At 72.0% G+C, this 25,716-nt stretch carries 18 protein-coding genes; 5 read left to right on the forward strand and 13 right to left on the reverse strand.

What is annotated here, in order from left to right; genetic code table 11:
- Nucleotides 1-86 precede the first annotated feature (86 nt).
- Nucleotides 87-2,231 (reverse strand): SpoIIE family protein phosphatase, encoded by a 2,145-nt coding sequence (locus OG429_RS34210; protein ID WP_405922153.1) that lies wholly within the window; start codon nt 2,229-2,231, stop codon nt 87-89.
- A 228-nt stretch (nt 2,232-2,459) separates the two neighbouring features.
- Between OG429_RS34210 and OG429_RS34215 the strand changes: the two genes are divergently transcribed.
- Both OG429_RS34215 and OG429_RS34220 read left to right on the forward strand, forming a co-directional pair.
- On the forward strand, nt 2,460-3,905 hold the full coding sequence (locus tag OG429_RS34215; protein WP_328929129.1) for a glyceraldehyde-3-phosphate dehydrogenase: 1,446 nt from the start codon (nt 2,460-2,462) through the stop codon (nt 3,903-3,905).
- Between the two features lie 342 nt (nt 3,906-4,247).
- Complete coding sequence (locus OG429_RS34220) at nt 4,248-5,462, forward strand: S8 family peptidase (protein WP_328929130.1); 1,215 nt, start codon at nt 4,248-4,250, stop codon at nt 5,460-5,462.
- Nucleotides 5,463-5,546: 84 nt separating this feature from the next.
- Here the strand turns inward: OG429_RS34220 and OG429_RS34225 are convergent, their stop codons facing one another.
- From OG429_RS34225 to OG429_RS34265, 9 genes are all read right to left on the reverse strand, one after another.
- A complete protein-coding gene (locus OG429_RS34225) occupies nt 5,547-6,428 on the reverse strand; it encodes an ABC transporter substrate-binding protein (protein WP_405681303.1) in 882 nt (293 codons plus the stop codon).
- A 118-nt stretch (nt 6,429-6,546) separates the two neighbouring features.
- Nucleotides 6,547-8,619, reverse strand: coding sequence for an ABC transporter permease subunit (locus OG429_RS34230; RefSeq protein ID WP_328929132.1), 2,073 nt, complete (start codon nt 8,617-8,619; stop codon nt 6,547-6,549).
- Nucleotides 8,620-8,683: 64 nt separating this feature from the next.
- Nucleotides 8,684-9,730, reverse strand: coding sequence for a quaternary amine ABC transporter ATP-binding protein (locus tag OG429_RS34235; protein WP_328930509.1), 1,047 nt, complete (start codon nt 9,728-9,730; stop codon nt 8,684-8,686).
- An 83-nt stretch (nt 9,731-9,813) separates the two neighbouring features.
- Nucleotides 9,814-11,385, reverse strand: a complete 1,572-nt coding sequence (locus tag OG429_RS34240; protein WP_328929133.1) for a GMC family oxidoreductase — start codon at nt 11,383-11,385, stop codon at nt 9,814-9,816.
- A gap of 16 nt (nt 11,386-11,401) precedes the next feature.
- A complete protein-coding gene (locus tag OG429_RS34245; RefSeq protein ID WP_328929134.1) occupies nt 11,402-12,886 on the reverse strand; it encodes an aldehyde dehydrogenase family protein in 1,485 nt (494 codons plus the stop codon).
- 187 nt (nt 12,887-13,073) lie between these two features.
- Nucleotides 13,074-14,351, reverse strand: a complete 1,278-nt coding sequence (locus OG429_RS34250; RefSeq protein WP_328929135.1) for a ClC family H(+)/Cl(-) exchange transporter — start codon at nt 14,349-14,351, stop codon at nt 13,074-13,076.
- 200 nt (nt 14,352-14,551) lie between these two features.
- Nucleotides 14,552-18,520: a CHAT domain-containing protein gene (locus OG429_RS34255; protein ID WP_328929136.1), complete on the reverse strand. Its 3,969-nt coding sequence runs from the start codon at nt 18,518-18,520 to the stop codon at nt 14,552-14,554.
- On the reverse strand, nt 18,517-19,590 hold the full coding sequence (locus OG429_RS34260) for a hypothetical protein (RefSeq protein ID WP_328929137.1): 1,074 nt from the start codon (nt 19,588-19,590) through the stop codon (nt 18,517-18,519). The genes OG429_RS34255 and OG429_RS34260 overlap by 4 nt, the downstream gene beginning before the upstream one ends.
- Nucleotides 19,587-20,408: a hypothetical protein gene (locus tag OG429_RS34265; protein ID WP_328929138.1), complete on the reverse strand. Its 822-nt coding sequence runs from the start codon at nt 20,406-20,408 to the stop codon at nt 19,587-19,589. The genes OG429_RS34260 and OG429_RS34265 overlap by 4 nt, the downstream gene beginning before the upstream one ends.
- 343 nt (nt 20,409-20,751) lie before the next feature.
- Here OG429_RS34265 and OG429_RS34270 point away from each other — a divergent pair, with 343 nt between their 5' ends.
- Entirely contained in the window at nt 20,752-20,988 is a 237-nt protein-coding gene (locus tag OG429_RS34270) for a chaplin (protein WP_328929139.1), read from the forward strand.
- Between the two features lie 100 nt (nt 20,989-21,088).
- Here OG429_RS34270 and OG429_RS34275 read toward each other — a convergent pair whose 3' ends face one another.
- On the reverse strand, nt 21,089-21,595 hold the full coding sequence (locus tag OG429_RS34275; protein ID WP_328930510.1) for a C40 family peptidase: 507 nt from the start codon (nt 21,593-21,595) through the stop codon (nt 21,089-21,091).
- Between the two features lie 327 nt (nt 21,596-21,922).
- Between OG429_RS34275 and OG429_RS34280 the strand changes: the two genes are divergently transcribed.
- Complete coding sequence (locus tag OG429_RS34280; RefSeq protein WP_328929140.1) at nt 21,923-22,687, forward strand: alpha/beta fold hydrolase; 765 nt, start codon at nt 21,923-21,925, stop codon at nt 22,685-22,687.
- Nucleotides 22,688-22,797: 110 nt separating this feature from the next.
- On the opposite strand, the gene lysA is transcribed toward OG429_RS34280, so the two are convergent.
- Both lysA and OG429_RS34290 read right to left on the reverse strand, forming a co-directional pair.
- A complete protein-coding gene (gene lysA, locus OG429_RS34285; protein ID WP_328929141.1) occupies nt 22,798-24,132 on the reverse strand; it encodes a diaminopimelate decarboxylase in 1,335 nt (444 codons plus the stop codon).
- 12 nt (nt 24,133-24,144) lie between these two features.
- Nucleotides 24,145-24,534 carry an SAV_915 family protein gene (locus OG429_RS34290; protein WP_328929142.1) on the reverse strand — a complete coding sequence of 130 codons (390 nt, stop codon included), beginning with the start codon at nt 24,532-24,534 and terminating at the stop codon, nt 24,145-24,147.
- A gap of 389 nt (nt 24,535-24,923) precedes the next feature.
- Between OG429_RS34290 and OG429_RS34295 the strand changes: the two genes are divergently transcribed.
- Nucleotides 24,924-25,694 carry an ABC transporter ATP-binding protein gene (locus tag OG429_RS34295; protein ID WP_328929143.1) on the forward strand — a complete coding sequence of 257 codons (771 nt, stop codon included), beginning with the start codon at nt 24,924-24,926 and terminating at the stop codon, nt 25,692-25,694.
- Nucleotides 25,695-25,716: the final 22 nt, after the last annotated feature.

Genomic DNA, 25,716 nt, shown 5'->3' on the forward strand with positions numbered 1-25,716 from the left:
GGGATCGAGACCATCCTCGGTACGGGACGGTCGATCCGCATTCCGGCGCAGCCGCCGCATCACCCTTCTGGCCCATCGTGCTGCCGTTAGGGCAGGAGGGCCTGTTCGGTCCAGACCGTCTTTCCGTCGACCGTGTACCGGGTGCCCCACCTCCTGGCCAGCTGGGCCACGATGAACAAGCCGCGCCCGCCTTCGTCGACCGTGCGGGCGTGGCGCAGACGAGGGGTGGCGGTGCTCGCGTCGTGGACTTCGCAGGTGAGGGTGCGGTCCTTGATGAGGCGCAGGTGCAGGGGCGGAGTTCCGTAGCGCAGCGCGTTGGTGACCAGTTCGCTGACGATCAGTTCGGTGGTGGCGGCGGTGTCCTCGTCCACCTTCCAGTCCGCGAGCTTCCGGCGGGTGTGCCTGCGGGCGGCGGCGGCCTCGCCGAGTTCGTGGCCGAGGACCCAGGTGGCCGTGGCGTCGGCGGGGAACGCGTGGGTGCGGGCGAGCAGGAGGACCGCGTCCCCCGGGCTGCTGCCGCGGCGGGCGTAGAGCGCGTCGTCACACAGGTCCTGGAGCGTCCGGTGGGGCTGAGTGAGGACATCCCGGAGCAGGGCGCGGTCGCCCTCGTCGCCGTCGCCGTCGCGGTCCGTGGAGTGGAGGGAGGGGGTGTACAGGGCCAGGATGCTGCCGTCGGTGAGTTCGGCGGTGGTGGTGGCGAAGGGCGAACCCTCCGCGCTGCCCAGGGCGGGTCCGATGGTGATGTCCGCGGTTTCGATCGTTCCGTCGGCGTGGACGATCACCGGCGGTGTGGGGTGACCGGCCGAGGCGAAGGTGCACGTGCGCGTGAGGGGGTCGTACACCGCGTAGACGCAGCTGGCGGAGAGCGGCTGCCGGTACATGGGGTCACCGGTGGGCAGAGCGGCGCGTTCTCCCGCCAGGAAGGCGGCCGTGTCGTTGAGGCGCGCGAGGAGCTCGTCCGGATCCAGCTCCAGTGCCGCGAGAGCGTGGATCACGGTGCGCAGCTGTCCCATGGTGGTGGCGCACTGGATGCCGTGGCCGGTGACGTTGCCGAGGACCAGGGCCGTGCGGGCGCCGGACAGGGCGATCGTGTCGAACCAGCCTCCCCCGCCGTCGGTGCCGGGTACGTGGAGGTGCGCGGTCTCCAGGGTGCTCTGCGGGGAGGAGCGGCCGGCCAGCAGATGGTGCTGGACCGTCGCGGCGATGGTGTGCTCGCGGGTGAAGCGCCGCGCGTTGTCGACGCACAGGGCGGTGTGGGCGGTCACGTCGCGTGCGAGGCCGATGTCGCCCTGGTCGTACGGATCGGACGGTGCGGTGCGGTAGAGGCTCAACAGGCCCAGGGCCGTCCCGCGCCACGCCAGGGGGGCCACGAGCAGGGTGTGGGCTCCGGACGCGCGGATCGCGGCGGCTCTCGGCGGGTCGTTCCCGAGCCACAGGCTGTCCTCGCCCAGTGGCACGAGCCGGGGCATGAGATCGGCCAGGGTCTGGGTGAAGGGAGTGGGGGAGTGGAGGCTCCGGACGTCGCCCACCGGGTGCGCCTGAGCCCAGTCCAGGCCCTCGCGGGCGCGGAAGGCCGCACGGCGCAACGGCACGTCCTGGGCGAGCGGCCCGCTCGGGGGCTCCTCACCGCGCACCACCGCATCCACCACCTCGACGACGGCTACATCGGCGAACGCCGGCACCAGGGTCTCCACCAGCTCCTGGCAGGTGGAGATCACATCGAGGGTCTTGCCCACGTTCTCCCGCACGCTGTCCCGCACGCGCAGCCGGGCCCGCGCCTCTTCCCGGTCCGTGACGTCGACCACCGCGAGGGCGGCCCCCAGGACCGTCCCCTCCGGGTCCTGCAGGCGGAACACCGAAACCGAGTACGTCCTCTCCCGGCCGTGATCGGCCGCGAGCCGGTAGCCCACCAGCCGATCGCGCACGGCCACCCCGCTGTCCAGCACGCCGCGGACCATCGTCTCCACTTCCTCGGGTGCGGAGAGGCTCGCGAACTCCGGTACGGAGAGATCGGCGAGCGCGTCGATGAAATGCCGCCCGAGGATCCGCTCGGCAGGCACGCCGTGCATGGCCCGGGTGGCGGTGTTGACCCGCACCACCCTCAGCTCCGTGTCCAGAACCTGCAGGCCCACCGGTGACTGGGTGAACAGGGCATCCAGCACCGCCGGCCCCAGGTCCTCCGGAACGCCCTGCGGCAGCCGCCGGAACGGATCATGGTGCGCCACAGCCATCACCTCCTGTACCAGCCTGCCCGACGGAGCTGCCCGCGGCCGTCCGCGATACCGGGACGTACCTCGATCAGCCCCTTCTCCGACCTGGCTGGAGCCCTGGTGGAGTCCGAGCTGACCAGGGATTTCGTAGCGGAGGGGATCAGCGGGAGCGTGCGGGCGGCACCCCTTGAGTGGCCAGAGAAGCGGGGAGGTAGCATATGAGCGCCGCCTAGCTCGAAAGATAAACCTGTGACTGTCAAAGACGACTCGTTCACCAACTGGAAGAACCGCGAGGAGATCGCGGAGTCGATGATCCCGATCATCGGGAAGCTGCACCGGGAGCGGGACGTAACGGTCCTGCTGCACAGCCGCTCCTTGGTGAACAAGTCGGTGGTCAGCATCCTCAAGACCCACCGGTTCGCCCGCCAGATAGCCGGCGAGGAGCTCTCGGTCACCGAGACCCTGCCGTTCCTGCAGGCGCTCACCACCCTCGATCTCGGCCCGTCCCAGATCGACATCGGCATGCTCGCCGCGACGTACAAGAGCGACGACCGTGGCCTGTCGGTGGAAGAGTTCACCGCCTCCGCCGTCGCCGGCGCCACCGGCGCCAACAAGATCGAGCGCGCCGCCGGCCGCGACGTGGTCCTCTACGGCTTCGGCCGCATCGGCCGCCTCGTCGCCCGCCTCCTCATCGAGAAGGCCGGCTCGGGCAACGGCCTGCGCCTGCGCGCCATCGTCGTCCGCGGCGGCGGCGAGGCGGACCTCGTCAAGCGCGCCTCGCTGCTGCGCCGCGACTCCATCCACGGCCAGTTCCAGGGCACCATCACCGTGGACGAGGCGACGAGCACGATCATCGCCAACGGCAACGCGATCAAGGTGATCTACGCCAACGACCCGTCGGAGATCGACTACACGGCGTACGGCATCAACGACGCCATCCTCATCGACAACACCGGCAAGTGGCGCGACCGCGAGGGCCTCTCGCTGCACCTGCGTCCGGGCATCGACAAGGTCGTCCTGACCGCTCCGGGCAAGGGCGACGTCCCGAACATCGTGCACGGCGTCAACCACGACACGATCAAGCCGGACGAGCAGATCCTGTCCTGCGCCTCCTGCACGACCAACGCGATCGTCCCGCCGCTGAAGGCCATGGACGACGAGTACGGCGTCCTGCGCGGCCACGTCGAGACCGTCCACTCGTTCACCAACGACCAGAACCTGCTGGACAACTACCACAAGGCCGACCGCCGCGGCCGCTCCGCGCCGCTGAACATGGTCATCACCGAGACCGGCGCCGCCTCCGCCGTCGCCAAGGCGCTGCCCGACCTCAAGGCGCCCATCACCGGCAGCTCGATCCGCGTCCCCGTCCCGGACGTCTCGATCGCCATCCTCAGCCTGCGCCTGGGCCGCGAGACCACCCGCGAGGAGGTCCTCGACTACCTCCGCGACGTCTCGCTGCACTCGCCGCTGAAGCGCCAGATCGACTTCACGACCGCTCCCGACGCCGTCTCCATGGACTTCGTCGGCTCGCGCCACGCCTCGATCGTCGACGCCGGCGCCACCAAGGTCGACGGCGACAACGCGATCCTCTACCTGTGGTACGACAACGAGTTCGGCTACTCGTGCCAGGTCATCCGCGTCGTCCAGCACGTCTCCGGGGTGGAGTACCCGACCTACCCGGTTCCGCTGGTCTGATCCGCACAGCCGACCGCCGACTGCCGCCCGGAGCGGCGGTCGGCGGTTTGCTTTCTGGCTGCGGAATGTCATGAACATGACATCAATGAGGTGGGGTGTTCGCTAACGCATCGACAAGTGTCGTCCATGTGTGGGTAGTTCGAAGAGTGTGGCCATTGTGGGGGGCCGACGGGGAGGTCTCTTTGAGAAAGCTTGTTGAATAACGCTGACGGCCGGGGCGGCCTTGAATCAACTCCGTTAATCGGTCAGGGTTTCGATCTGACCCCGGGAGATCTTCCGGTCCGGAGGGGTCACGCAACACGCATTGACGCCCCACACGTCAACACGAGGAGCACTCTCTTCATGTCAACTCGACTGCACGCACGCACCCGTTCGCGCGGCTTCCGGATCCTTGCAGTAGCCACGGGAGTCGCCACTGCAACCGGTGTCTGCATGCTCTTATCCCCCCTCGCCGGCGCGACCGCTCCGGCCGAGGGAACGGTGTACGGGCTCGGCGCACCTGGAGCGCTCAGCGGCAGCTACATCGTCATCCTCGACAAGAACGCGGACCAGCAGGCACTCGCCAAGAAGTACGGCGGCGAGCTGAAGCGCACCTACACGTCCGCCGTCAACGGCTTCTCCGCGTCCGGCCTTTCGGAGACCGGGGCCAAGCGGCTCGCCGCCGACCCGGCGGTGGGCAAGGTCGTCCAGAACAAGAAGTTCTCCATCAACAGCACCCAGGACAACCCCCCGTCCTGGGGCCTCGACCGCATCGACCAGAAGGAGACGGCGGGGGACAAGAAGTACACGTACCCCGACGCGGGCGGCGACGGGGTCACCGCGTACGTCATCGACACCGGTGTGCGCATCACCCACAAGGACTTCGGCGGTCGCGCCCAGCACGGCTTCGACGCCGTGGACAACGACGACAGCGCCGACGACGGCAACGGGCACGGTACGCACGTCGCCGGGACCATCGCGGGCACCTCCCACGGGGTGGCCAAGAAGGCCAAGGTCGTCGCCGTCCGGGTGCTCGACGACAACGGGTCGGGCACCACCGAGCAGGTCGTGGCGGGCATCGACTGGGTGACGAAGCATCACAGCGGGCCGTCGGTGGCCAACATGAGCCTCGGCGGGGGCGCCGACGAGGCGCTCGACGAGGCGGTGCGCCGGTCGATAGCCTCCGGCGTCACCTTCGCCGTCGCGGCGGGCAACGAGTCCTCCGATGCCGGACAGGGCTCTCCCTCGCGGGTCAAGGAGGCCGTCACGGTGGCCTCCAGCGCGGCCGACGACTCACAGTCCTCGTTCTCCAACTTCGGCTCCGTCGTGGACCTCTACGCGCCGGGATCGGAGATCACCTCCGACTGGAACGACAGTGACACCGGTACGAAGACCATCTCCGGCACCTCGATGGCGACCCCGCACGTGGTCGGGGCGGCAGCCCTCTACCTGGCCGGACACAAGGACGCGTCGCCCGCGCAGGTCGCACAGGCCCTGACCGAGGGGGCGACCGCGGGGAAGATCAGCAACCCGAGCAGCGGAACCCCGAACAAGCTGCTGAAGGTGTCCGCGCAGTAGGCGCAGCCGCCCGCAGGAACACCGAGGCCGTCGCACCCGAGGGGGGATGCGGCGGCCTCGGCGCGCGTCAGGGAGGGAAGCCCCTCAGCCCACCCACGGCTTCCAGACCGCCTCGTTGCGCTCCACCCACTTCTTCGCCGCCTGCTCCGGTGGCAGCTTCTCCTCGGCGATCATCAAGGCCACCTCGTTCTGTTCCTCGACGCTCCAGCGGAACTTCTTCAGGAACGCGGCGGCCTTCCCGCCCGACTCCGCGAAGCGCGTGTTGAGGTACTTCTGCAGCGGCGTGTGGGGATAGGCACAGGCCACCTTCTGCGGGTCGGCGTCGCAGCCCTCTTGGTACTCGGGCAGCTTCACCTCCGTCATGGGGACCCGTTCGAACAGCCACTGCGGCTTGTACCAGTAGGTGAGGAAGGGCTTGTGTTCCTTCGCGAACTGCCTGATCTGGGTGATCTGGGCGGCCTCGGAACCGGCGAAGACCACCTCGAAGTCCAGGTCCAGATTCTTCACCAGCGCCTTGTCGTTCGTGACGTACGACGGAGAGCCGTCAAGCAGCTGGCCCTTGCCGCGGCTCTCTGCGGTGCGCAGCTGGTCGGCGTACTTGTCGAGGTTCTTCCAGTCGGTGACGTCCGGATGCGCCTCGGCGAAGTACGTCGGGACGAACCAGCCGATGTGCCCGGTCACGCCCAGTTCGCCGCCCCGGGTGATGGTCTTCTTGTTCTCGACGTACCGCTTCTCCTGCTCGGGGTGGCCCCAGTCCTCCAGGATCGCGTCGACCCGGCCCTGGCTGAGCGCGTCCCACGCGGGGACCTCGTCCACCTGGACGGTGTCGACGCGGTAGCCCAGCTCGTGTTCGAGCAGGTAGGCGGCGACGGCGGTGTTCGCCTGGGCGCCGACCCAGGACTGGACGGACAGGGTGACGGTCTTCGCGCCCTGCGCGGCGGCGTACGGAGAGGCCTGGCGCGTCATGTCGGCCGCGCCGCAGCCGGTGAGCACGGCGAGGGCCGTGCCGGTGGCGATCGCGGCGGGGAGCACGGCGGCGGCCCGTCGGCCCCGGCGGCCGGGCGCATGGTGTCGGATCGGCATGTCAGGCCTCCTTCGCGGGCTGGGTGACGCGGTCGAGCAGCAGGCCGAGGCAGACGATCGCGGCGCCGGCGACCAGGCCGGTGGCCAGGTCGCCCTGCGCGAGGCCGAGCACGACGTCGTAACCGAGCGCGCCGCCTCCGACCAGGCCGCCGATGATGACGACGGCGAGTACCAGAACCACAGCCTGGTTCACGGCCAGCAGCAACGCGGGCCGAGCCAGCGGCAGTTGGACCTGCCGCAGTTGCTGTGACCCGGTGGCGCCCAGCGAGCGGGCCGACTCCAGGGCCGCGGGGTTCACGTCGCGCAGTCCCTCGGTGGTGATGCGTACGACGGCGGGTAGCGCGTACACGACGGCGGCGGCCGCCGCCGGAGCGCGGCCCACGCCGAACAGGGCGACCACCGGGATGAGGTAGACGAACTGGGGCATGGTCTGGCACACGTCGAGCACCGGGCGCAGCAGCCGCTGGGCGCGGGCGCTGCGGGCGGCGCCGATGCCGATGGTGAAGCCCAGGACGAGGGTGAGGGCGACGGCGGCCAGCACCTGGGAGAGCGTGTCGAGGGCGGGCTCCCACACGCCGAGGACGCCGATGGCGGCCAGGGCGAGTACGGCGGTCAGCGCGGAGCGCCAGGTGCCGACGATCAGGCCCAGTACGGCGACCAGGAGCAGGAGCAGCCACCACGGCGCGGCCTGCAGTCCGGAGCGCAGCGGGTCGAGGATCCAGCTGGTGAAGCGGGCCGCCCAGTCGGCGGTGCCGCCGACGACGGGCACCCCGGAGTAGAGGTGGCCGGTCATCCAGGCGACCGCCCGGTTGACGGGCTCCGCGATCGGCACGGTCCACGCCCCGGGCCACAGGGAGCTGCCCGCCATCCGGCCCGCGACCGCCACGGCGACGGCCGCCAGGACGGTGAGCAGCCGTCCGTACCAACCCGAGAACACCCTTCTCAGCAAGGGCTGTTCGGCGGGGGGCGCCGGTGGGACCGACAGGCGGGTGCCCGCCGCTTCGGTCGTACGGTCCAGGACCACGGCGAGCAGCACGATGGGGACGCCGGCCGCGAGCGCGGCACCGACGTCCACCGAGGCGAGAGCCTGGTAGACACGGTCGCCGAGGCCGCCCGCACCGATCACGGAAGCGATGACGGCCATCGACAGCGCCATCATGACCGTCTGGTTGACGCCGAGCAGCAGCTGCCGGTGGGCCAGCGGGAGCCGCGCGGTGAGCAGGCGCTGGCGCCCGGTCGCGCCGAGCGAGGCCGCTGCCTCCAGCACCCCGGCGTCGGCCTCGCGCAGGCCCAGGGCGGTGAGCCGGGCCATCGGCGGGGCCGCGTACACCACCGTGGCGAGCACGGCGGCCGGTACGCCGATGCCGAAGACCAGCACCATCGGCAGCAGATACGCGAAGGCGGGGAGCACCTGCATGGTGTCGAGGACCGGGCGCAGCGCGCGGTCGGCGCGCGGCGACAACCCGGCGGCGAGACCCAGCAGCGCGCCGACCGCGACGGAGGCGGCGACGGCCACGACCATCAGGGCCAGGGTCTGCATCGTGGGCACCCACATGCCGAGCAGGCCGCAGGCGGCGAAGGCGGCCACGCAGGTGACGGCGAGCCGGACGCCGGCCAGGCGCAGGGCGATCAGGCCCGCCAGGGCGGTGACGCCGGTCCAGCCCGCGGCGAGCAGGACGACGTACACCGCGCGGACGGACACCACCACGGCATTGCTGACGTGCCCGAAGAAGTAGAGGAAGAGCGGATGGCCGTCCCGGTTGTCGATGATCCAGTCCCCGGCCCGGCCGAGCGGCCCGGAGAGGTCGACGGCGAGGGCGGCCGGCCAGCTGCCGGCGCCCGGGAACGCCATCGCGAGCGGGAGCAGCACCGCGGCGAAGACGGCGAGGGGCAGGACCCTGCGGCCGGCGCGGCGGTGGAACAGCAGGGCCTTCAGGCGGCCGCCGGGCGACCCGGCGGCCGCGGACCGCGGGCGATCGGGCCGTCCGCCCGTGCCCGGCCGGGCCGTCCGTCCGGATCCTGCGGACCGGTCCCGCCCTCCGGGGTCCCGTACGGGTGTGGTGGTCGCGGTCATCCACGCCACCTCCCTGTGACGGGGACGGTGCCTCGGACGGGGACGGCGCGGCGGGCACGGCGCGTCATGCCGCCACCCCCCGCCCGGTCGCGGCCGCCGGCAGCCCGGCCACCACGGCGAGCAGCCCCGCGTCGTCGACGACACCCAGGCACCGGCCGTCGTCGACGATCCGCGCCGGACCGCCGCTGCGGGCGACCGCCTCGATCGCTTCCGCCACCGTGGCGGCGGGGGTGAGCGCGGGTCCCTCGCCGGCCTCGTCGGCCGTCGCGGGGCGCATCGCGCTGCGTACGGTGAGCACCTGCTCGCGCGGCACGTCGCGGACGAAGTCCCGCACGTAGTCGTCGGCGGGCGAGCCCACGATCTCCTCGGGGGTGCCGAGCTGCACGATCCGCCCGTCGCGCATCAGCGCGATCCGGTCACCGAGGCGCAGCGCCTCGGACAGGTCGTGGGTGATGAAGACCATCGTGCGGCCCTCCTCGTGGTGGAGCCGGGCCACCTCGTCCTGCATCTCGCGGCGGATCAGCGGATCGAGCGCGCTGAACGGTTCGTCGAACAGCAACACTTCAGGATCGGCGGCCAGGGCGCGCGCGAGACCGACCCGCTGCTGCTGACCGCCGGACAGCTGGCCGGGACGGCGGTCCTCAAGGCCTTCGAGACCGACCTTGGTGATCATCTCGGCGGCCTTGGCGCGCCGGTCGGACCGGCTCACGCCCTGGATCTCCAGGCCGTAGGCAACGTTGTCGAGGACGGTGCGGTGCGGCAGCAGTCCGAAGTGCTGGAAGACCATGGCGGCGCGGTGGCGGCGCAGTTCGCGCAGCCGGGCCGGGTCCATGGCGAGGACGTCCTCGCCGTCGATGGCGAGGGACCCGGCCGTGGGCTCGATCAGCCGGGTCAGGCAGCGCACCAGGGTGGACTTGCCCGAGCCGGAGAGGCCCATGACGACGAAGACCTCCCCCTTGCGGACGTCGAAGGTGACGTCACGGACGGCGGCGGTGCAGCCGGTCCGCTCCCGCAGTTCGGCGGCCGGCAGCGCGGCGTGCTCGGAGCCCGGCACGCGGGCCGCCTTGCGAGGCGGGCCGAAGACCTTCCACAGGCCCTGGATGGAGAACACGGGAGCGGCGTCGGCGTCGGGGCCGCCGTCCGCACCGGGGCTGCCGTCCGCGCCGGGAGCGGTGGAGCCGGTATGGACCGCGGTCACCGGACCTCACCGCCCAGGAGCTCGGCGGCCTTCTCGCCGACCATCAGCACTCCGATCATCGGGTTCACCGCGGGCATCGTCGGGAAGACGGAGGCGTCCGCGATGCGGATGCCGTCGAGGCCCCGCACCTTCAAGTCAGGTCCCACCACTGCCCGTTCGTCGTCGGCGGCGCCCATCTTGCAGGTGCCGGCCGGGTGGTAGACGGTGTGCGCCACCGAGCGGGCGTACGCGCTCAGCGCCTCGTCGTCGGTGATCTCGGGGCCCGGGCACACCTCGCGCCCCAGCCATCCGGCCAGCGGCTCGGCCGCGGCGATCTTCCGGGCCAGCTTGATGCCGTCCACCAGCGTCCGGGCGTCGTAGTCGTCCTCGTCCGTGAAGTAGCGGAAGTCGAGGGCGGGCTTGACCTCGGGGTCCGCGCTCGTGAGGTAGAGACGCCCGCGGCTGCGCGGCTTGGGGATGTTGGGAGTCAACGAGACGCCGTGCGCCGGACGTTCGTAGCCGAGGCGCTCCGGGTTGTCGGTGAACGGGATCTGGTAGAAGTGGAACATCAGGTCGGGCCCGGGGGAGTCCGGGTCGCGCCGGACGAACAGCCCCGCGTCGCTGTCCATCGCCGAGTTCTCGGGGATCGGACCGTCCGTCTCCCAGACGATCACGGACTCCGGGTGGTCGAGGAGGTTCTCGCCGACTCCCGGCAGGTCGTGGAGGACGGGAATGCCGAGTGCCTCCAGGTCCGCGGCGGGGCCTATGCCGGAGTGCAGCAGCAGGCGCGGGGTGTCCACGGCGCCCGCGCACACCAGCACCTCGCGACGGGCGCGGATCAACGATTCCGTGCCGTCCGCGGCACGGACGTGGACCCCGCGCGCCCGGGTGCCGTCCAGCTCCAGGCGGTACGCCCAGGTCTCCAGCAGGATGCGCAGGTTGGGCCGGTCGTCCATGACCGGGTGGAGGTAGGCGACCGAGGCCGACGAGCGCTTGTTGTCCTCGGGGTGGTAGGCGAGGTCGAAGAATCCGACGCCCTCGTGGAAGGGCTTGCGGTTGAAGCCCTCGACGAGGGGCACTCCCAGCGCGCCCCGGGCCGCGTCCACGAAGTCGCGGGCGATGGCGTTGCGGTCCGCCTCGCCGACCGGAACGATGTTGTTGAGGAGCCGCTCGAAGTACGGGTCCATGGCGGCCGCGTGCCAGCCCTCGGCGCCCGCCCGCGACCATTCGTCCCAGTCGGAGGGGAGCGGCTTGAACGCGATCAGGGTGTTGTGCGAGGAGCAGCCGCCCAGGACGCGTGCCCGGCTGTGCCGGATGTGCGAGTTGCCGCGCGGCTGCTCGGTGGTGGGGTAGTCGTAGTCGAGCTCACCGCCGAGCAGGCCCATCCAGCGGCGCAGGGTGAGTACGTCGGGGCGGTCGACGTCGCTCGGTCCGCCCTCGATGACGGCGACGGTGACGTCGGGGTCCTCGGTCAGGCGGGAGGCGATCACCGAGCCGGCGGTGCCGCCTCCGACGATGACGTAGTCGAATTCCCGGCCGTGGCCGTGGCCGTCGCCGTGGTTGTCGTGGTGCGTGGTGGTCGTGTTCATGTCTCTCCTGCCCCCGTCAGCCCGCGAACCAGCGCACGGGGCGCGGAGCGAGGTTCTCGTACACGTGCTTGGTCTCCCGGTACTCGGCCAGGCCCGACGGGCCGAGCTCGCGGCCGATGCCGGACTTCCCGAAGCCGCCCCACTCGGCCTGCGGCAGGTAGGGGTGGAAGTCGTTGATCCAGACGGTGCCGTGGCGCAGCCGGCCGGCCACCCGACGGGCGCGGTCCCGGTCCGCCGACCAGACGGCACCCGCGAGGCCGTACTCGGTGTCGTTGGCGAGCGCGACGGCCTGCTCCTCGGTGCGGAAGGTCTCCACGGTCAGGACCGGTCCGAAGACCTCCTCGCGCACGACGCGCATCTCGCGGTGGCAGCGGTCGAGGACGGTGGGCCGGTAGAAGTAGCCGGGGCCTTCCGGTCGTTCGCCCCCGGCGCGCAGTACGGCGCCCTCGGCGAGCGCGGAGGCGACGTAGGACTCGGTCCGCGCCAGCTGGGCGGCGGAGACCAGCGGGCCGCATTCGATGCCCGGATCGGTACCGCGGCCGATGCGGATCTTCTCGGCGCGGCGGGCGAGTTCGGCGACGAAGCGCTCGCGCAGGGACTCCTCGACGATCAGGCGTGAGCCGGCCGAGCACACCTGGCCGCTGTGCATGAAGGCGGCGTTGAGGGCCTGGTCGACGGCGGTGTCGAAGCCGTCTGCGGTGGCGCAGGCGTCGGCGAAGACGACATTGGGGTTCTTGCCCCCGAGTTCGAGGGCGACCTTCTTGACCGTGTCCGCGGCCGCGCGCATGACCTTCGTACCGCTGGTCAGTCCGCCGGTGAAGGAGACCAGGTCGACGTCGGGATGGGCGGCGAGCCGGGCGCCGACCGGATCGCCCGCCCCCGTGACCAGATTGGCGACTCCGGCGGGCAGGCCCGCCTCGGCCAGCAGCTCGATGAGGACCACCGTGGTCAGCGGGGTGAGCTCGCTCGGCTTGATCACGAAGGTGTTGCCCGCGGCCAGGGCCGGGGCGATCTTCCAGCTGGCCTGGAGCAAGGGGTAGTTCCACGGGGTGATCAGGGCGCACACCCCGACCGGCTCGTGCACGACGACGCTGTGGATGTCGGGGGATCCGGCGTCCACGACCCGGCCCGCGCTCTCCTCGGTGACGAGGTCGGCGAAGTAGCGGAAGGCGTCGCTGACGCAGTCCACGTCCGCGCGGCCCTCTTCGAGCGTCTTGCCCGCGTCCTGGCTCTCCAGGAGACCGATGCGCTCACGGTCGCGCTGGAGCAGGTCGGCCGTGCGGCGCAGCAGTGCCGCACGCTCCGCGACCGGGGTGCCCGGCCACTGCCCGCCGTCGAACGCGGCCCGTGCGGCGCCGACCGCCGCGTCGGTGTCGGCGGTGGCGCCCTCCGAGACCACGGCGAGGACGGTGGCGTCCACGGGATCCAGGACTTCCCTGGTGGCTCCAGAGGCCGCGGACCGCCAAGTCCCGGCTGTGTAGATCGTCTTTTGCTCCGACACGACGCGCTGTACCTCCGGTTTCGCCACCGCGGCGAACCCGCGGCGATCTGGCAATCACCGCGCATGCCCCCCGACCCGGAAGTCATGTCCCATCCGCCACTTGAAGTGACTGGAGTCACGCGGACCCGTGGGCCGTGCCGGGTATGTCCGGGACCCCGGGACCCCGGGACCCCGGGACCTCGGGGTCTCAGGATGACTTCGCCATGCGCAGGCGCAGGCTGTCGTAGACCGGCGGGCTCCCCATCCGGTCCGCGGTCAGCGTCGCGGCGAAGCAGGCGGCGAGCAGCGGCACGAGCAGCGAGGTGGTCCCCGTCATCTCGACGACGAGCGTGATGCCCGTGACGGGCGCGCGGACGACCGCGGCGAACAACGCGGCCATGCCGACGATCGCGAAGGGCACGGCGCCGGAGCCGTCGCCCGGCAGCGCGAGGCCGTGCACGAGAGCCCCCCACAGGGCCCCCAGCGCCAGCAGGGGAGCGAACAGCCCGCCCGGGGTGCCGGCCGAGTAGCTGAGGGGGCCGGCCAGGAACCGCACCGCGAAATACCCCGCGAGTACGGAGCCCACGGGCATGTCGCCGCCCAGCAGGCGCCCGCTCAGCTCGTCCCCGCCGCCGGCCAGCAGCGGGTCGATGCCGAGCAGGAGGCCCACGACGGCCCCGATCAGAGCCGCCCGGGCCACCGGTCCGACCCGGGTGGCGCGATCGGCGAGGTCCAGGAACCCGACGATGAGCCGGCTGTAGGCCACACCCAGGACCGCGGTGGCCGCGCCGAACAGCAGGACGGCGGGCAGCAGCGCGAGCGGTGGGTCGGCCAAGGTGGCCGGGACCCGGAAGACGGGCCGGTCGCCCACGATGAGCTCGGAGCATCCGACGGCCGTGGCGGTCCCGATGAGCGTGAGGAGGACCACACGCGCCTCGACCGCCTTGGCCACTTCCTCACAGACGAACACCACCCCGCTGAGGGGCGCGGTGAAGGCCACCGCGAGGCCGGCGCCGGCGAGCGAGGTGTGCAGCACCGTGACGTCCCGCGGGCTCATCCTCGCGAGCCGCCCGGCCTCCGCCCCGATCGCCGCACCCATGTGCACCGTCGGGCCTTCCCGGCCGAGCACCAGGCCCGAGCCCATGGCGATCACGCCGCCCACGAACTTGGCCGGCAGGAGCCAGAGCAAGGGCCGTGGCTCCCGCTCGCCGCGCCACACGGCCTCGACGTCCTGGATGCCGCTGCCGGCGGCCAGCGGGACCCGCCGGGCCAGCGCGCACGCGACGGTGGCGCCCGCCGCCGTGGTGAGGACCGGAATCAGCCAGCCGGGCCCGGCGAGGCGCTCCGTGGCGCTCAGCAGTGAAACGTGCAGTTCCTGGACCCGTACGAGGCACCAGCGGAAGCTCGCGCCGACCAGTCCGACGAGGCAGCCCGCGACCGCCGCCACGAGGTAGGCGGCCGGCCCGCCACGGGGAGCACCGGGCATGCACAGACCTCCGCCGAGCCGTGGTTCGCGTCGGTCAGAGCGTCACCCGCCGCCACCGGGCCTTTCCGGACGTCGGCGCAGCCGCGCCGAAACCGGCCCCGACTGGGCCAACGGCGACGGCGCGCGCCTCCCGGCGGTGTCCGTCGACGTCCCGCCGAGCGCCGGTCAGCTCCCGTTCGGCCTCCGAATGCCCTGACCGGTCATCTCGACTCCCCTTCCTGGGGCGGAGCCAGGCCGGGGCCGAGCCAGACGTCCTCCACGGGGCGGCCGAGCAGGTACTCGGCGCCGTAGGGGTAGCGCTTGAAGGCCGCGGGCTGGTACATCGCGTGCTCGCCCTTCCTGGGCGGCGGCAGCGACGGGGCGTCCCGCAGGGCCTCGAACTCCGGGCGTACGGAGTCGGGGAGCATCCCGCGGTCGAGGTGGTGCGCCGCCAGCCGACGGACCAGGTGCCGTGCCAGCTCCCCGCTGTCCGTGTCCCGTTCGAAGAGCAGGGTGAGCCGGTAGTAGGTGTCGTTCCCGTCCGGGCCGTCCTGCTGGATCTCCACCACCATTTCGCAGTCGTTGAGGAAACTCTGCTTGGGCCGGAAGCCGACCGAGTTGGCCCACGGATAGCGGATGTGGCCCGCGAGTCTGAGGCCTTCGGCATCCGGCTCGTCGGCGACCAGCACCAGCCGGGCGTCGGTCACGTACAGGCTCAGCCCGAAGATCCGCCACTCGGTCTCCGAAGCCGAGCGGAAGTTGGCGAAGTCGAGCGTCTCCTTCGTCCACCACGCCCCGCGGACCGGAACGGGACCGTGTACCTCACCGTCGAACGAGGTGAACCTGATCCGGCCGTCCGGATGGAACCGGGTGTGCCGCACATCCGCCAACTCCTGCTCGTCCGGGCCGTGCCGGGCCATCATCATGAACGGCTCGTGCACGACGCGGGAGGGCGGCCGGGGCGGGACGGCCGGACCGCCCGGAGCGGCGGCCCGCGCGCTCACCGCAGGCCGCTCCGGCTCCCAAGGCTTCTCGGACCGCCGGCGCCGCCGGGAATCCGGACGGGCCGGGGGAGCGGCGGCCGGTTTCCTGCCCGGTCCCTCGCCGAGTCCCACGTACGCGTAGGCGAGGAAGGCCAGCGGGAACGAGCCGCGGCCGTCGCGCCACCGCTGCAGCTCCGCGCGCTGCACGGCGCGCAGCGCCGCCGCGGGTTCGACATGGTGGCGCAGGGCCTCGACGAGGCCGAGGTCGATCCGCTGCGCGGTCGGGGAGTCCAGGAGTTTGAACAGGGTGCAGTACACGTGCTCGGCGCCGCCGTGGACGACCGCGGCGCCCAGCCCGAGCCACTCGGGTACGTCCAGCAGGGACGGGGCGTACCCGCTGTCCGGCTGCCCGTACACACCGAGGCTCGCGCAGGCGGCGAGCAGCACGCGGCGGGGCATCCGGTAGAGGGGCGCCCCCGCGTCATCGGTCCGGTACAGGTCGTGCAGCCCCAGGGGGCCGTCGCAGAACTGGAAGCCGGAGCCGCCGGGATCGCTCCGGGTGGGGCCGGCCACGTGGCCCGCGAGGTAGAGGACGGCCTCGTCCGTGCCCTCCCGGGCGAGGAGCGAGGCGAATTCGGCCTTGCTCAGGGGGCCGACGACCACCTCGCTGTCCTCGGGGACGGTGGCCACGGCGCTGCGCAGCTTCTGGTCGGGATGGTGTGGGGGCAGGTCCGGCCCCAGGACGGCCAGGGCCGCGGGCGCCTCGCCGCCCCTCGGGGCCGCCGCATCGTCCCGTGCGGGGGACGCGAGCGCAGCGTCCCGCACGGTGATCCGCCGCCGCTGCGACAACAGGGCGATCGACGGCAGGTAGGACACCTGCGCCGCGTCCAGGACCAGTCGTTGCGGCGTGAGCGTGAGCGCACAGACCGGTACGAGGGCCAGCGCGCCCGTGGGCGCCAGCACCAGCGGCACCGGCGCCGGGGCCGTGCGCAGGGCTTCGCGCAGCACCTCGGGGAGCATCGCGGCGCCGAGCCCGTCGAAGATCCGCGACCACACCTGACCCGCGGTCAGGGATTCTCCCGCCACCGGGTCGTCGGCGCCCACGAGCATCAGGGCGCTGCCCCGCAGCCGCTTCGCCTGCGAGGGCGCCCCCGGCAGCCGGACGGGCAGGTGCCGGACCAGGTCCTCGTAGGGACCGGCGAACTCCGCGTGCACGGTGCGCTGGGCGTGCCAGTCGCCCGACGGGCTGCGGACCGCGTGATAGATCCACTCTCCGACCCGTGCGTAACTCCAGTACCACCCGCCCGGAAACATCGTCTCGATCTCGCCGTCGAGATCGACGGCCGCGGGCTCCTCACCGCCGACCCAGGAGGCGCGGCGCACCAGGATGGTCCGGTCGGTCAGCAGCGGGTCGGAGGACTGCGGATCCGGCGGCGCAGCCTTCCCGCCCGCGCCACCGGGGCCGGGGCCGAGCGCGGGCGGCAGGCCCGTGCTGGAGACCAGCGCGTCGAGCACCGCGCGCAGACGGCTGCCCCGTTCGTCCGACTCGACGGGCACGGACTGTGCGCGGATGATCTCCAGCAGCTCGCCGACCAGGGCCGGATCGGCCGCCGCGAGGTCCAGCGCGAGGGCGTAGGTGGAGGCGTGGGAGGCGACCCAGCGCGCCCGCCACTGGGTGGTGGGCAGCTGGTAGCGGACGCGCTGGACGGCGCCCAGGCTCTCCAGGGCGTTGCCCAGCGCTTCCTCGTGCATCCCGACGGCCCGCTGGATGCGGGCGAGCGCGGCGTAGGCCTGGGACTCCAGCAGCGGCATCCGCGACCGGCTCAGGTGGCGCAGCACGTTGTCCATGAGCCCGGCGGCGTAGACGTAGCGCTCGTGCCGTCCGTCCTCGTCGACGCGGTCGGTCTCGGGATGGTCCTGCGGGTTCTCGATGATGTCCAGGTAGAGGGTGACCAGCAGCAGCACCTGCGCCGCGTGGTCCCCGACGGAGGCGCCCAGATCGGCCAGGCCGTCCTTCTGCTCGTACTGGCCCATCAGCTGTTCCACCACGCCGACCGTGTTGCCCGCGTCGTGCATCAGGCGCAGCACCAGCAGCTCCGTCCGGGCCAGCACGGCCAGGTTCCCGGCGCGCATCGCCGCGTGGCGGGTGCGGCACATGAGCCGGAGGCCTTCGACGCACCGGACGGAGTCCCGCGGGTCCGCGGTCAGGGCCTCGGTCATGCGCAGTTCGGCCTCGGCGGCCCAGTAACGGGCCCGGCGGCCCTGCCCCAGCAACTGGACGGCCTCCCGCCAGCGCGCTTCCGCGGCCGCGGGCTGACCCGCGGCCAGCAGGACGTCCCCGGCCTGCAGCGCGCACCAGCCGCGGATCCCGGGCGGCGCGGCCGCCGCGAGGGCGCGGGCTTCCTCCGACAGCACCATGGCCGACTGGAATTCGAGCCGGGCGACGGCGGCCAGGGCCCGGCACTGCACGAGGACCGGCCCGACCCGGTCCGGCAGCGGTTCGCCGCCGTCTCCGAGGAACCACTCGGTCCGGGCCCGGTCGTCATGGGTCGCCTTGTCCACGGCGAGGACCACACGGGCCGCCGTACTGTCCCACATGGCGCGCAGCAGGAAGAACCGGCCCAGGAACCGTACGGGGCTGTCGGCGGGTGCCTGGGACGTGATGCCGAGCCGCAGCATCGACAGCGACAGCCGCACGAGGGCGACGAGCGCGGCGGCGGGCAGGGCGGCGATCAGCAGGGCAGGGCCGGTCCAGGCGGCCCAGAGGAGGACGCCGGCGAGTGAAGCGCCGGCCAGGGGCCTGCGCCAGCCGGTCAGGGCCCACGCCGTCACCGGGAAACAGACCGCGGCCCAGCCGGGAGCGGACAGCAGCAGACACGCCGTCACCGTCAGCGCCACGACGGCCGAGCGGACCGCGAGGACCTTCCACCACAGGGTGCGTTCGAGAGCGGCGAACAGATCGCACTCGTACAGCCCGATGCGGGTCCTCCCCGACCGGCCGGCCCGGGCCAGCCACCAGGACACGGCGAAACGGGGGAGCAGCCCGAGCAGGGTCCATGGACGGAGCCCCTTCGAGAACAGCCCCGACAGGGGGATCGCGTCCTCGATGATCGCTTCGTCGTGGTCGAGCCGGTTGCGCTGCGCGAGCCAGTCGCGCAGCCCGTCCTCGGCGTCCGGGCCGAACGGATCGAAAACCGAGATGTTCACTCCGGCGCCAGCTTCCCCGTCAATTTCAGCGTCCGGTAGAAGGTGGCCGCCCGGCGGTCCTCCCGGCGGTCGGCCCTGATGTCCTTCTCGGTGAGAGCCGGATCGGCCATGTCGCTCTTGACCAGGAGCAGCAGGAGCCGGCCGTCGAGCAGGTCGAACACCCGGTTCGCCAGGGCGAGCAGGGCCAGCCACCAGGGGATGCCGAGAACCGCCGTCGCCACGAGGAGGGCGAGGTCGACGGCCAGCCGGGCCCCGGGCGAGAGGTACTGCCGCCGGGCCAGCTGGCTCGCGAGCCAGAGCGCGGACCAGGCAGTCACCGTGAGGGTGGCCCAGGCCGTGGCGGCCAGCGTGCACAGGATCACCAACTGGGCCCAGAGCCGCACCCGGACGTGCAGACGGATGAGATGGGCCTGCACCCGTGAGCTGATGTGTGCGACTCCGCTGTTCTCGGACCGCATGCCGATGCTCCGCGCCGTCCGCTTGCCCCGCCGCCGCTCCCGGGTCTCGAAGGAGTACGCCGCGGGGCGGTCCGGGCGGCCGGGCGAAAGGATCGGCCCCCGGTCGGACGGCTGCCGGTCCAGGGCGCAGACCCGGTGGCGTTCCGTCATGGCGCTGCGCAGCACGGCCCGTTCGGTCAGCCCCGTCCCGCGGAGGAACCGGCGTACGTCCTCGTCGTCCGCGCGGGCCTCCAGGCAGACGAGCAGGAGATGGGCGGTGTCGGCGGAGCCGTCCCCGGTCCGCCCCGTCCAGTACGCCAGCCTGCCGAGCGCGGCCGACGCGGCGGGGGAAAGGGGCACCACCCGGGTCCGGCCGTTCATGCCGGCCTCCGCGGCGGCGACCGCGTCGGTCGCCTCCTCGGTGAGGAAGTGGTGCGCGGCCAGGGACTTCATCACGAGCCGGGACCGCGAGGAGGGATCGCCCGAGCTCATCGACGCGTGCAGCAGGTGCATGGGTCCGACCGGTTCCCCCTCGCCGTCGGCCAGGGCCTGCGCGACCTCGACGCACCTGGTCAGAGCGGGAGTCCGGCGGGCGGAGGGTGATGCGCCACCCCGGGGCGGCTGCGCGGTCATGGGGCGGTTCGGTCTTCGAGCGGGCCGGACTGCGCGGGGACGCAGTCGGTCCAGCTGACGGGCGCGAGCTCCAGTTCCACGGGCTCGTCGGACCCTCCATGGAGGCCTGCCTCGTCCTCGTATTCCTCCTCGTCGTCGTCCTCGTCGGAACGGAAGACCAGTTCCGGCGGGCCCACCAGCCTCCTGCGCAGCTGTACGGCCTGGAACAGCGGGGTGGCGCCGTCCGGGGCGAGCACGCTGGCAGCGATCCCGGACTTGGCGGTGACCGAGTAGTTCCCGATGGCGCCGGCGACCGCCAGTGGTCCGCCCAGACTGCCCGCGCGAACCCGGAGGTTCATCTGGGCGCCGTGCTGCTCGGAGACGAGGATGGCGGTGGGGCCGGTGCGCACGACCTCGGTCACGACGACGTACTCGGTGCGCCACGTCTTGTTCGCGTACCGCTCGCGAAGCGCCTCCTGGAGTGCGAGCAGGTTCCCGATGGTCTCCTGTACGCAGCCCGATGCCTGGAAGAGCGTGGCTCCGCCCCGGTCGAAGGTGATGGACAGGTTGGTCATGACATCGGCCGCGGGGTCGTCCACGCGGGTGCCGGCGGTCACCGCGACACAGTCGGCCGAGGAGTAGTCGAGATCGACGGTCTTGCTCTCGGCGCCCCTGGTGAACGGGATGCCCAGTTCGTCGAGCGTGGTGACCTTTCTGAACCTGTGCTGCGAGATGAGGCCGACATCGCCCAGCGCGAGGGGGGTGGAGGGGAGCCAGCAGGCGAGGTACTTGTACTTCTTGTGCAGCTCACGCGTGTACCGGTCGGGGATGGAACTCATGTCTGGCCTGGCCTCTCGCGCCGAATACTCCGTGAAACGAAGGGAGTTGGGACTCGGCCATCAGGCTAGGGGGAGTGGGGCGGCCTTGTCCTGCGATACGGGACGGGGGCGCTGCCCGAACGTGCGGGCGAACCCGGGCGGACAGCCGGGGCTGCCGTGCAGGGTCTGGGCCGTGGAGGGGTGCGGTACGGCCGATCAGAGGGGGGAAGGGCACTCCTTCGAGGGAACCGGGCGGCCGCAGCCAGTCGGTGGGGCACTCGGCTGCCGAAGAAACTGTGTCGGCCCCAGCCGGGGCCGTGCGGCACCGCGGTGCCGCTGGCAGTTGCGAGGAGATGTACACGTGATGCGTGTGTGGAAGAGTGCGGGCCTTGCCCTGGCGGTCGGTCTGGCGGTCCTCGGCGGTGCGTCCTCGGCCTCGGCGGACGCCGAGGCTCACGGGATCGCGGCGGGCTCGCCCGGTGTCCTGTCGGGCAACCTGATCCAGATCCCGATTCACATCCCGATCAACGTCTGCGGTAACAGCGTGAACGTGATCGGTGCGCTGAACCCGGCCGGTGGCAACGTCTGCGTCAACACCTGAGGTTCCTGATCCCCACTCGTCCCGTCCCGGCGCTCGCTGCCGGGGCGGGACGAGGTCGTATGCGGACGCGGCCCCGGCCGCGTCCGCATCCCTCACGAGGTCAAGAGGCCCGCCCGTACCGGACGTTCCCGCTCCAGATCCGTTCGAGCCGTACGCGGGTGCCCGGGCGGGGGGCGTGCCAGATCTTGTCGTCGCCGGCGTAAATGCCCACGTGTTCCATGGTCGAGCCTCTGGGGAAGAACACCAGATCGCCGGGCGTGCGGTTCCGCCGGGAAATGTGCGAGGTTTCCTCGTACTGCTGGTCCGCGGTGCGCGGAAGTTGTCTGCCCGCTTTCTTGAAGGAATAGAGCGTCAGGCCCGAACAGTCGAACCGTTTGGGTCCTGTGGCGCCGCGGGCATAAGGTGCGCCTTCCTTGGAAGCGGCCACGGCCAATGCCGTGACCCCGTACGGCGCGGCCGCGTCGGCGGGCGAGGCGGGGCCGGCCGAGGCGCCGACGGTCAGCAGGAAGAGGAGCAGAAAAGCCCGGGGTAGAGGGAATCTTGCGGCGCGGCGAACAGGGTGCTGAGCCTGTCGGGCCTTACGGGAGCCGGTCCTTGAGACGGACATCGAGTTACCTCCGCGTTCGGGTGTGGGGGACGGTCGGTCGAATACGTCGAAGTCCTGCTTTCGGTGACCTAGGTCCTGGCGGCGACGGCCGACCAGTTTTCTCCGATGCCGCCCGCAATTCACTTTCGACATGGGTTGAGTTGTATCGGTTCTGCAACAAATCCGCGAATTTATGGCAAACATATCCGACTGGCGTGTCCGACGTGCAATTCAGGGCCGGGTAGTTCGCGTGGTGCGGTTGACCGGGCCCGGCGGACGTCGCCAGACTCGATTGCCCGTGACCTCCGGCATCCGGACCGGGCGACCACCTCACGAGCAGGGGACGTTGTGACTGGACAGGTAATTCCGCACGAGGTGCAGGGCAGCGGCTCCCGGCACGCGCTCGTGCTCCACAACTGGTTCGGCGACCGGTCGAGCTTCGACCCGATGCGCGAGTACCTGGACGGCGACGCGTTCGGCTACGCCTTCCTGGACTGCCGGGGATACGGGGAGGCCATCGACACCGAGGGAGCCTTCACCATGGAGGAGGTGGCCGCGGACGCCCTCGCCGTGGCCGACCACCTGGGCTGGGACACCTTCTCCGTCATCGGCCACTCCATGGGCGCCAAGGCGGCCCAACTGATGCTGCTGGACGCCCCGGCGCGCGTCCGCTCGATCGTCGCCGTCTCGCCCGTGCCCGCGTCCGGCTTCCCGCTCGAAGGGGAAGCGTGGGAGCTGTTCGCCGGTGCGGCGAAGAACCCCGGCAACCGCAGGGCGATCATCGACAACACCACCGGCGGAAAGCGCGACGACGCCTGGCTGGACGCCATGGTGAGCCGCTCGGTGGGGAACTCGTCGGCGACGGCCTTCCGCGCGTACCTGGACTCCTGGTCCCGTGACGACTTCCACGAGCACGTGAAGGACCACCCCGTCCCCGTCCTCCTCGTCGCCGGTGTGAACGACCCGGCGCTGGGACCCGAGGCCATGCGGGCCACCTGGCTGCGGTGGTACCCCAATGCCGAGCTCGAAGTGCTCCCGGACGCGGGCCACTACGCGCCTGAGGAGAGCCCCGAGGCCCTCGCCGCGCTCGTGGAGGGGTTCCTCGGCCGCTGAGGGCCGTGGGCGAGGGATCCGCGGGGCCGAGCGGGACCGAGTCCGGTGCGCGCACCTCCGTACGTCCGTGCGTCCGCGGCGGGATCACGGATCCCGCCGCGGACGCGGCCTCAGTCGCCGATGTCCCGACTGCGGAAGTCTTCCAGCGTCTCGCGCCGCACGAGGAGCCTGGCCGCGCCCTCGTGGACCGCGATGACCGCCGGGCGGCCCACGAGGTTGTAGCCGGATGCCATCGACAGCTGGTAGGCGCCCGCCACCGGGACGGCGAGCAGATCGCCGGGGCGGATGTCGTCCGGCAGTTCGACGTCGGCGGCGAGGATGTCGCCCGCCTCGCAGTGCCGGCCGACGACGGTGGCCGTGCACGGCGCGGCCGTGGAGCCGCGGCCGATCAGGCGGGGCGCGTAGCGCACCCCGTACAGCGCGGGCCGCGGATTGTCGCTCATCCCGCCGTCGACGGCGACGAACACCCGCTCGCCGGTGTGCTTGACGGCGAGGACCCGGTACAGCGCGACCCCCGCCGGACCGGCCACGGCCCGCCCGGGCTCGATGACGAGCCGGGGAACGGTGAGTCCTGCGGCGGCGCAGCCCCGGGCGAGCTCGGTACGCAGCCTCCCGGCGAGCGCGGTGATGTCGAGGACGGGCTCGCCCGGCCGGTAGGCGATGCCGTGGCCGCCGCCCATGTCCAGCTCGGGCAGGCAGATCCCGTGCGTGTCGCGGATGCGCGCCATCAGCCCCACCATCCGCCGCAGGGCCACCAGGTAGGGCTTCACGTCGGTGATCTGCGAGCCGATGTGGCAGTGCAGGCCGGTCAGTTCGAGCCGCGGCTGGCCGAGGATCCGCTTGACGGCGTGCTGCGCGCCCCCGTCGGTGAGGGAGAGGCCGAACTTCTGGTCGTCCGTACCGGTGCGGATCTTGTCGTGGCCGCCGGCCGAGACCCCCGGTACGACCCGCACCATGACCTTCTGGCGCCCGTCGGGGCCGACGGCGGCCGCGATCCTGGCGATCTCGGACGGACTGTCGATGACGATCCGCCCCACGCCGAGGCGCAGCGCCGCCTCCAGGTCACGGGGCGATTTGGCGTTGCCGTGCAGCACGATGCGATCGGGCGGGAAGCCGGCGGTGACGGCGAGCTCCAGCTCCCCGGCCGAGCACACGTCCAGGCCCAGCCCTTCCTCCTGGACCCAGCGGACCATGGCGCGGGACAGGAACGCCTTGGCGGCGTACAGCACGTCGGCGTCGGGGAATGCGTCCCGATAGGTCCGGCAGCGCCCGCGTACCTCGCCTTCGTCCAGTACGTAGGCCGGTGTGTCGAACCGGTCGGCGATCTCGGTGAGGGGGACTCCGCCGACGGCCAGGCCGCCGTGCGGGAGCGGGGTCGTGGACGCGGGCCAGATGGACAGTTCGCCGGCACCGGCCGGCATCTCGGAGAGGACGGCGATGGTCATGTGCGATCCCCTTCAGGCCGTCCTGGCCGTGGTCTCGGGTGCCGAAGGGACCGGCGGGACCGGTGGGACCGGTGGGACCGGTACGCCGACCGGGACGGTGGCCGCCGCCGCGGCGACCGGGGGAGCGGTGAGGGCCGGGTCGACGGTCAGCAGGTGCACTCCGAGCGGTTCGGCCATCGCCCGGAGCGCGGCTTCCGAGAGCCGTATCCAGGGCTGCTCCGTGCCGAGCGCGGCGGCGAGCCGGTCCGGGCTCGTGAAGCCGACGGCGGTACGCGTTCCCAGCGGGGTGCGGAACAGCCGCACCACCAGGTGCGCTCCTACGGGCCGGGCGGGCACGTACAGCGGCCCGGCCGGGGTCCGTTCTTCAGGCTCGGGGTCGTCGTCGTACAGGAACAAACACATGGGGCCCTCCCTGAGGAACCACGAATGGCGACTGGTGCCCCGGGCGCGGGGAGGCGGTCCGGGACGCACCTCGAAGGTATCCCCGTATCCGCGCGCCGACGGCCACCCCGTAACGCGACCCATACGCCGACTGGCCGAGTCCTGACGCATCGTTGATGCCCGCGCAAGGGGGCGTGAGAGCGACGAGGGGGCGCGTGGTGGTGCGTGAGATCTCGACCTGATCACAAGGCGTCCGAGCCCGGACCATTCCTTTTAGGTGTGCCTTACCTAAGTTGTATGGTGACGCGGTCGGATCGGCGATCGGGAGGCAAGTGGTGTCCTTAGGTGACGTCCGTCTGGTGGCGGACGATCTGGACGTCGGGCACGCGGGTCGCCCTGTCCTGAAACAGGTGAGCCTGACGCTGCGGGCCGGCGCGATCACCGTACTGGTAGGCCCCAACGGCTGCGGCAAGTCGACCCTTTTGCGCACGGTGGCCGGTCTCCTGCCGCCGATCGGCGGCGAAGTGCGCATCGACGGCGAACCCCTTCGCCGGCTCGCCCGGCGCACGCTGTCCCAGCGCCTGGCGTTCCTCCCGCAGACCTCGCACGCTCCGGCCGGGGTGACGGTACGTGAGCTCGTACGCCACGGCCGGTACGCCCATCGCGGCGCGCTCGCCCGGCACACCGGCGAGGACACCGAATCCATCGAGTGGGCGCTCGACGTCACCGACGCGGCCCCGCTGATGGACCGCCGACTCGACGAACTGTCGGGCGGTGAGCGCCAACGGGCCTGGCTGGCCATGGTGCTGGCGCAGCGCGCGGGGGTCCTGCTGCTGGACGAGCCCACCACCTACCTCGACATGCGCCACCAGTTCGAAGTGCTGGACGTGGTGCGGCGACTGGCCCGGGAACACGGCATCGCCTGCGGGGTGGTGCTGCACGACCTGATGCAGGCGGCGGCTTACGCGGACGAGGTGGTCGTCGTCGCGGACGGCGCGATCGCCGCGTCCGGGGCACCGCAGGACGTGCTGACCCCGGACGTCATCCACCAGGCCTTCGGCCTGCGGGTCGCCGTCGTCCGCGATCCGCGGACCGGATACCTCGCCTGCTTCCCGCAGCGCTCCGACGCAGATGCCGAAGCCGGCGCCGATTCCGGCGCCGAGCCCGCCGCCACGTCCTGAACCCGCACACAAGGAGAGTCCC

The sequence above is a fragment of the Streptomyces sp. NBC_00190 genome, from assembly GCF_036203305.1.
In the GTDB taxonomy this organism is placed as follows: Bacteria; Actinomycetota; Actinomycetes; order Streptomycetales; family Streptomycetaceae; genus Streptomyces.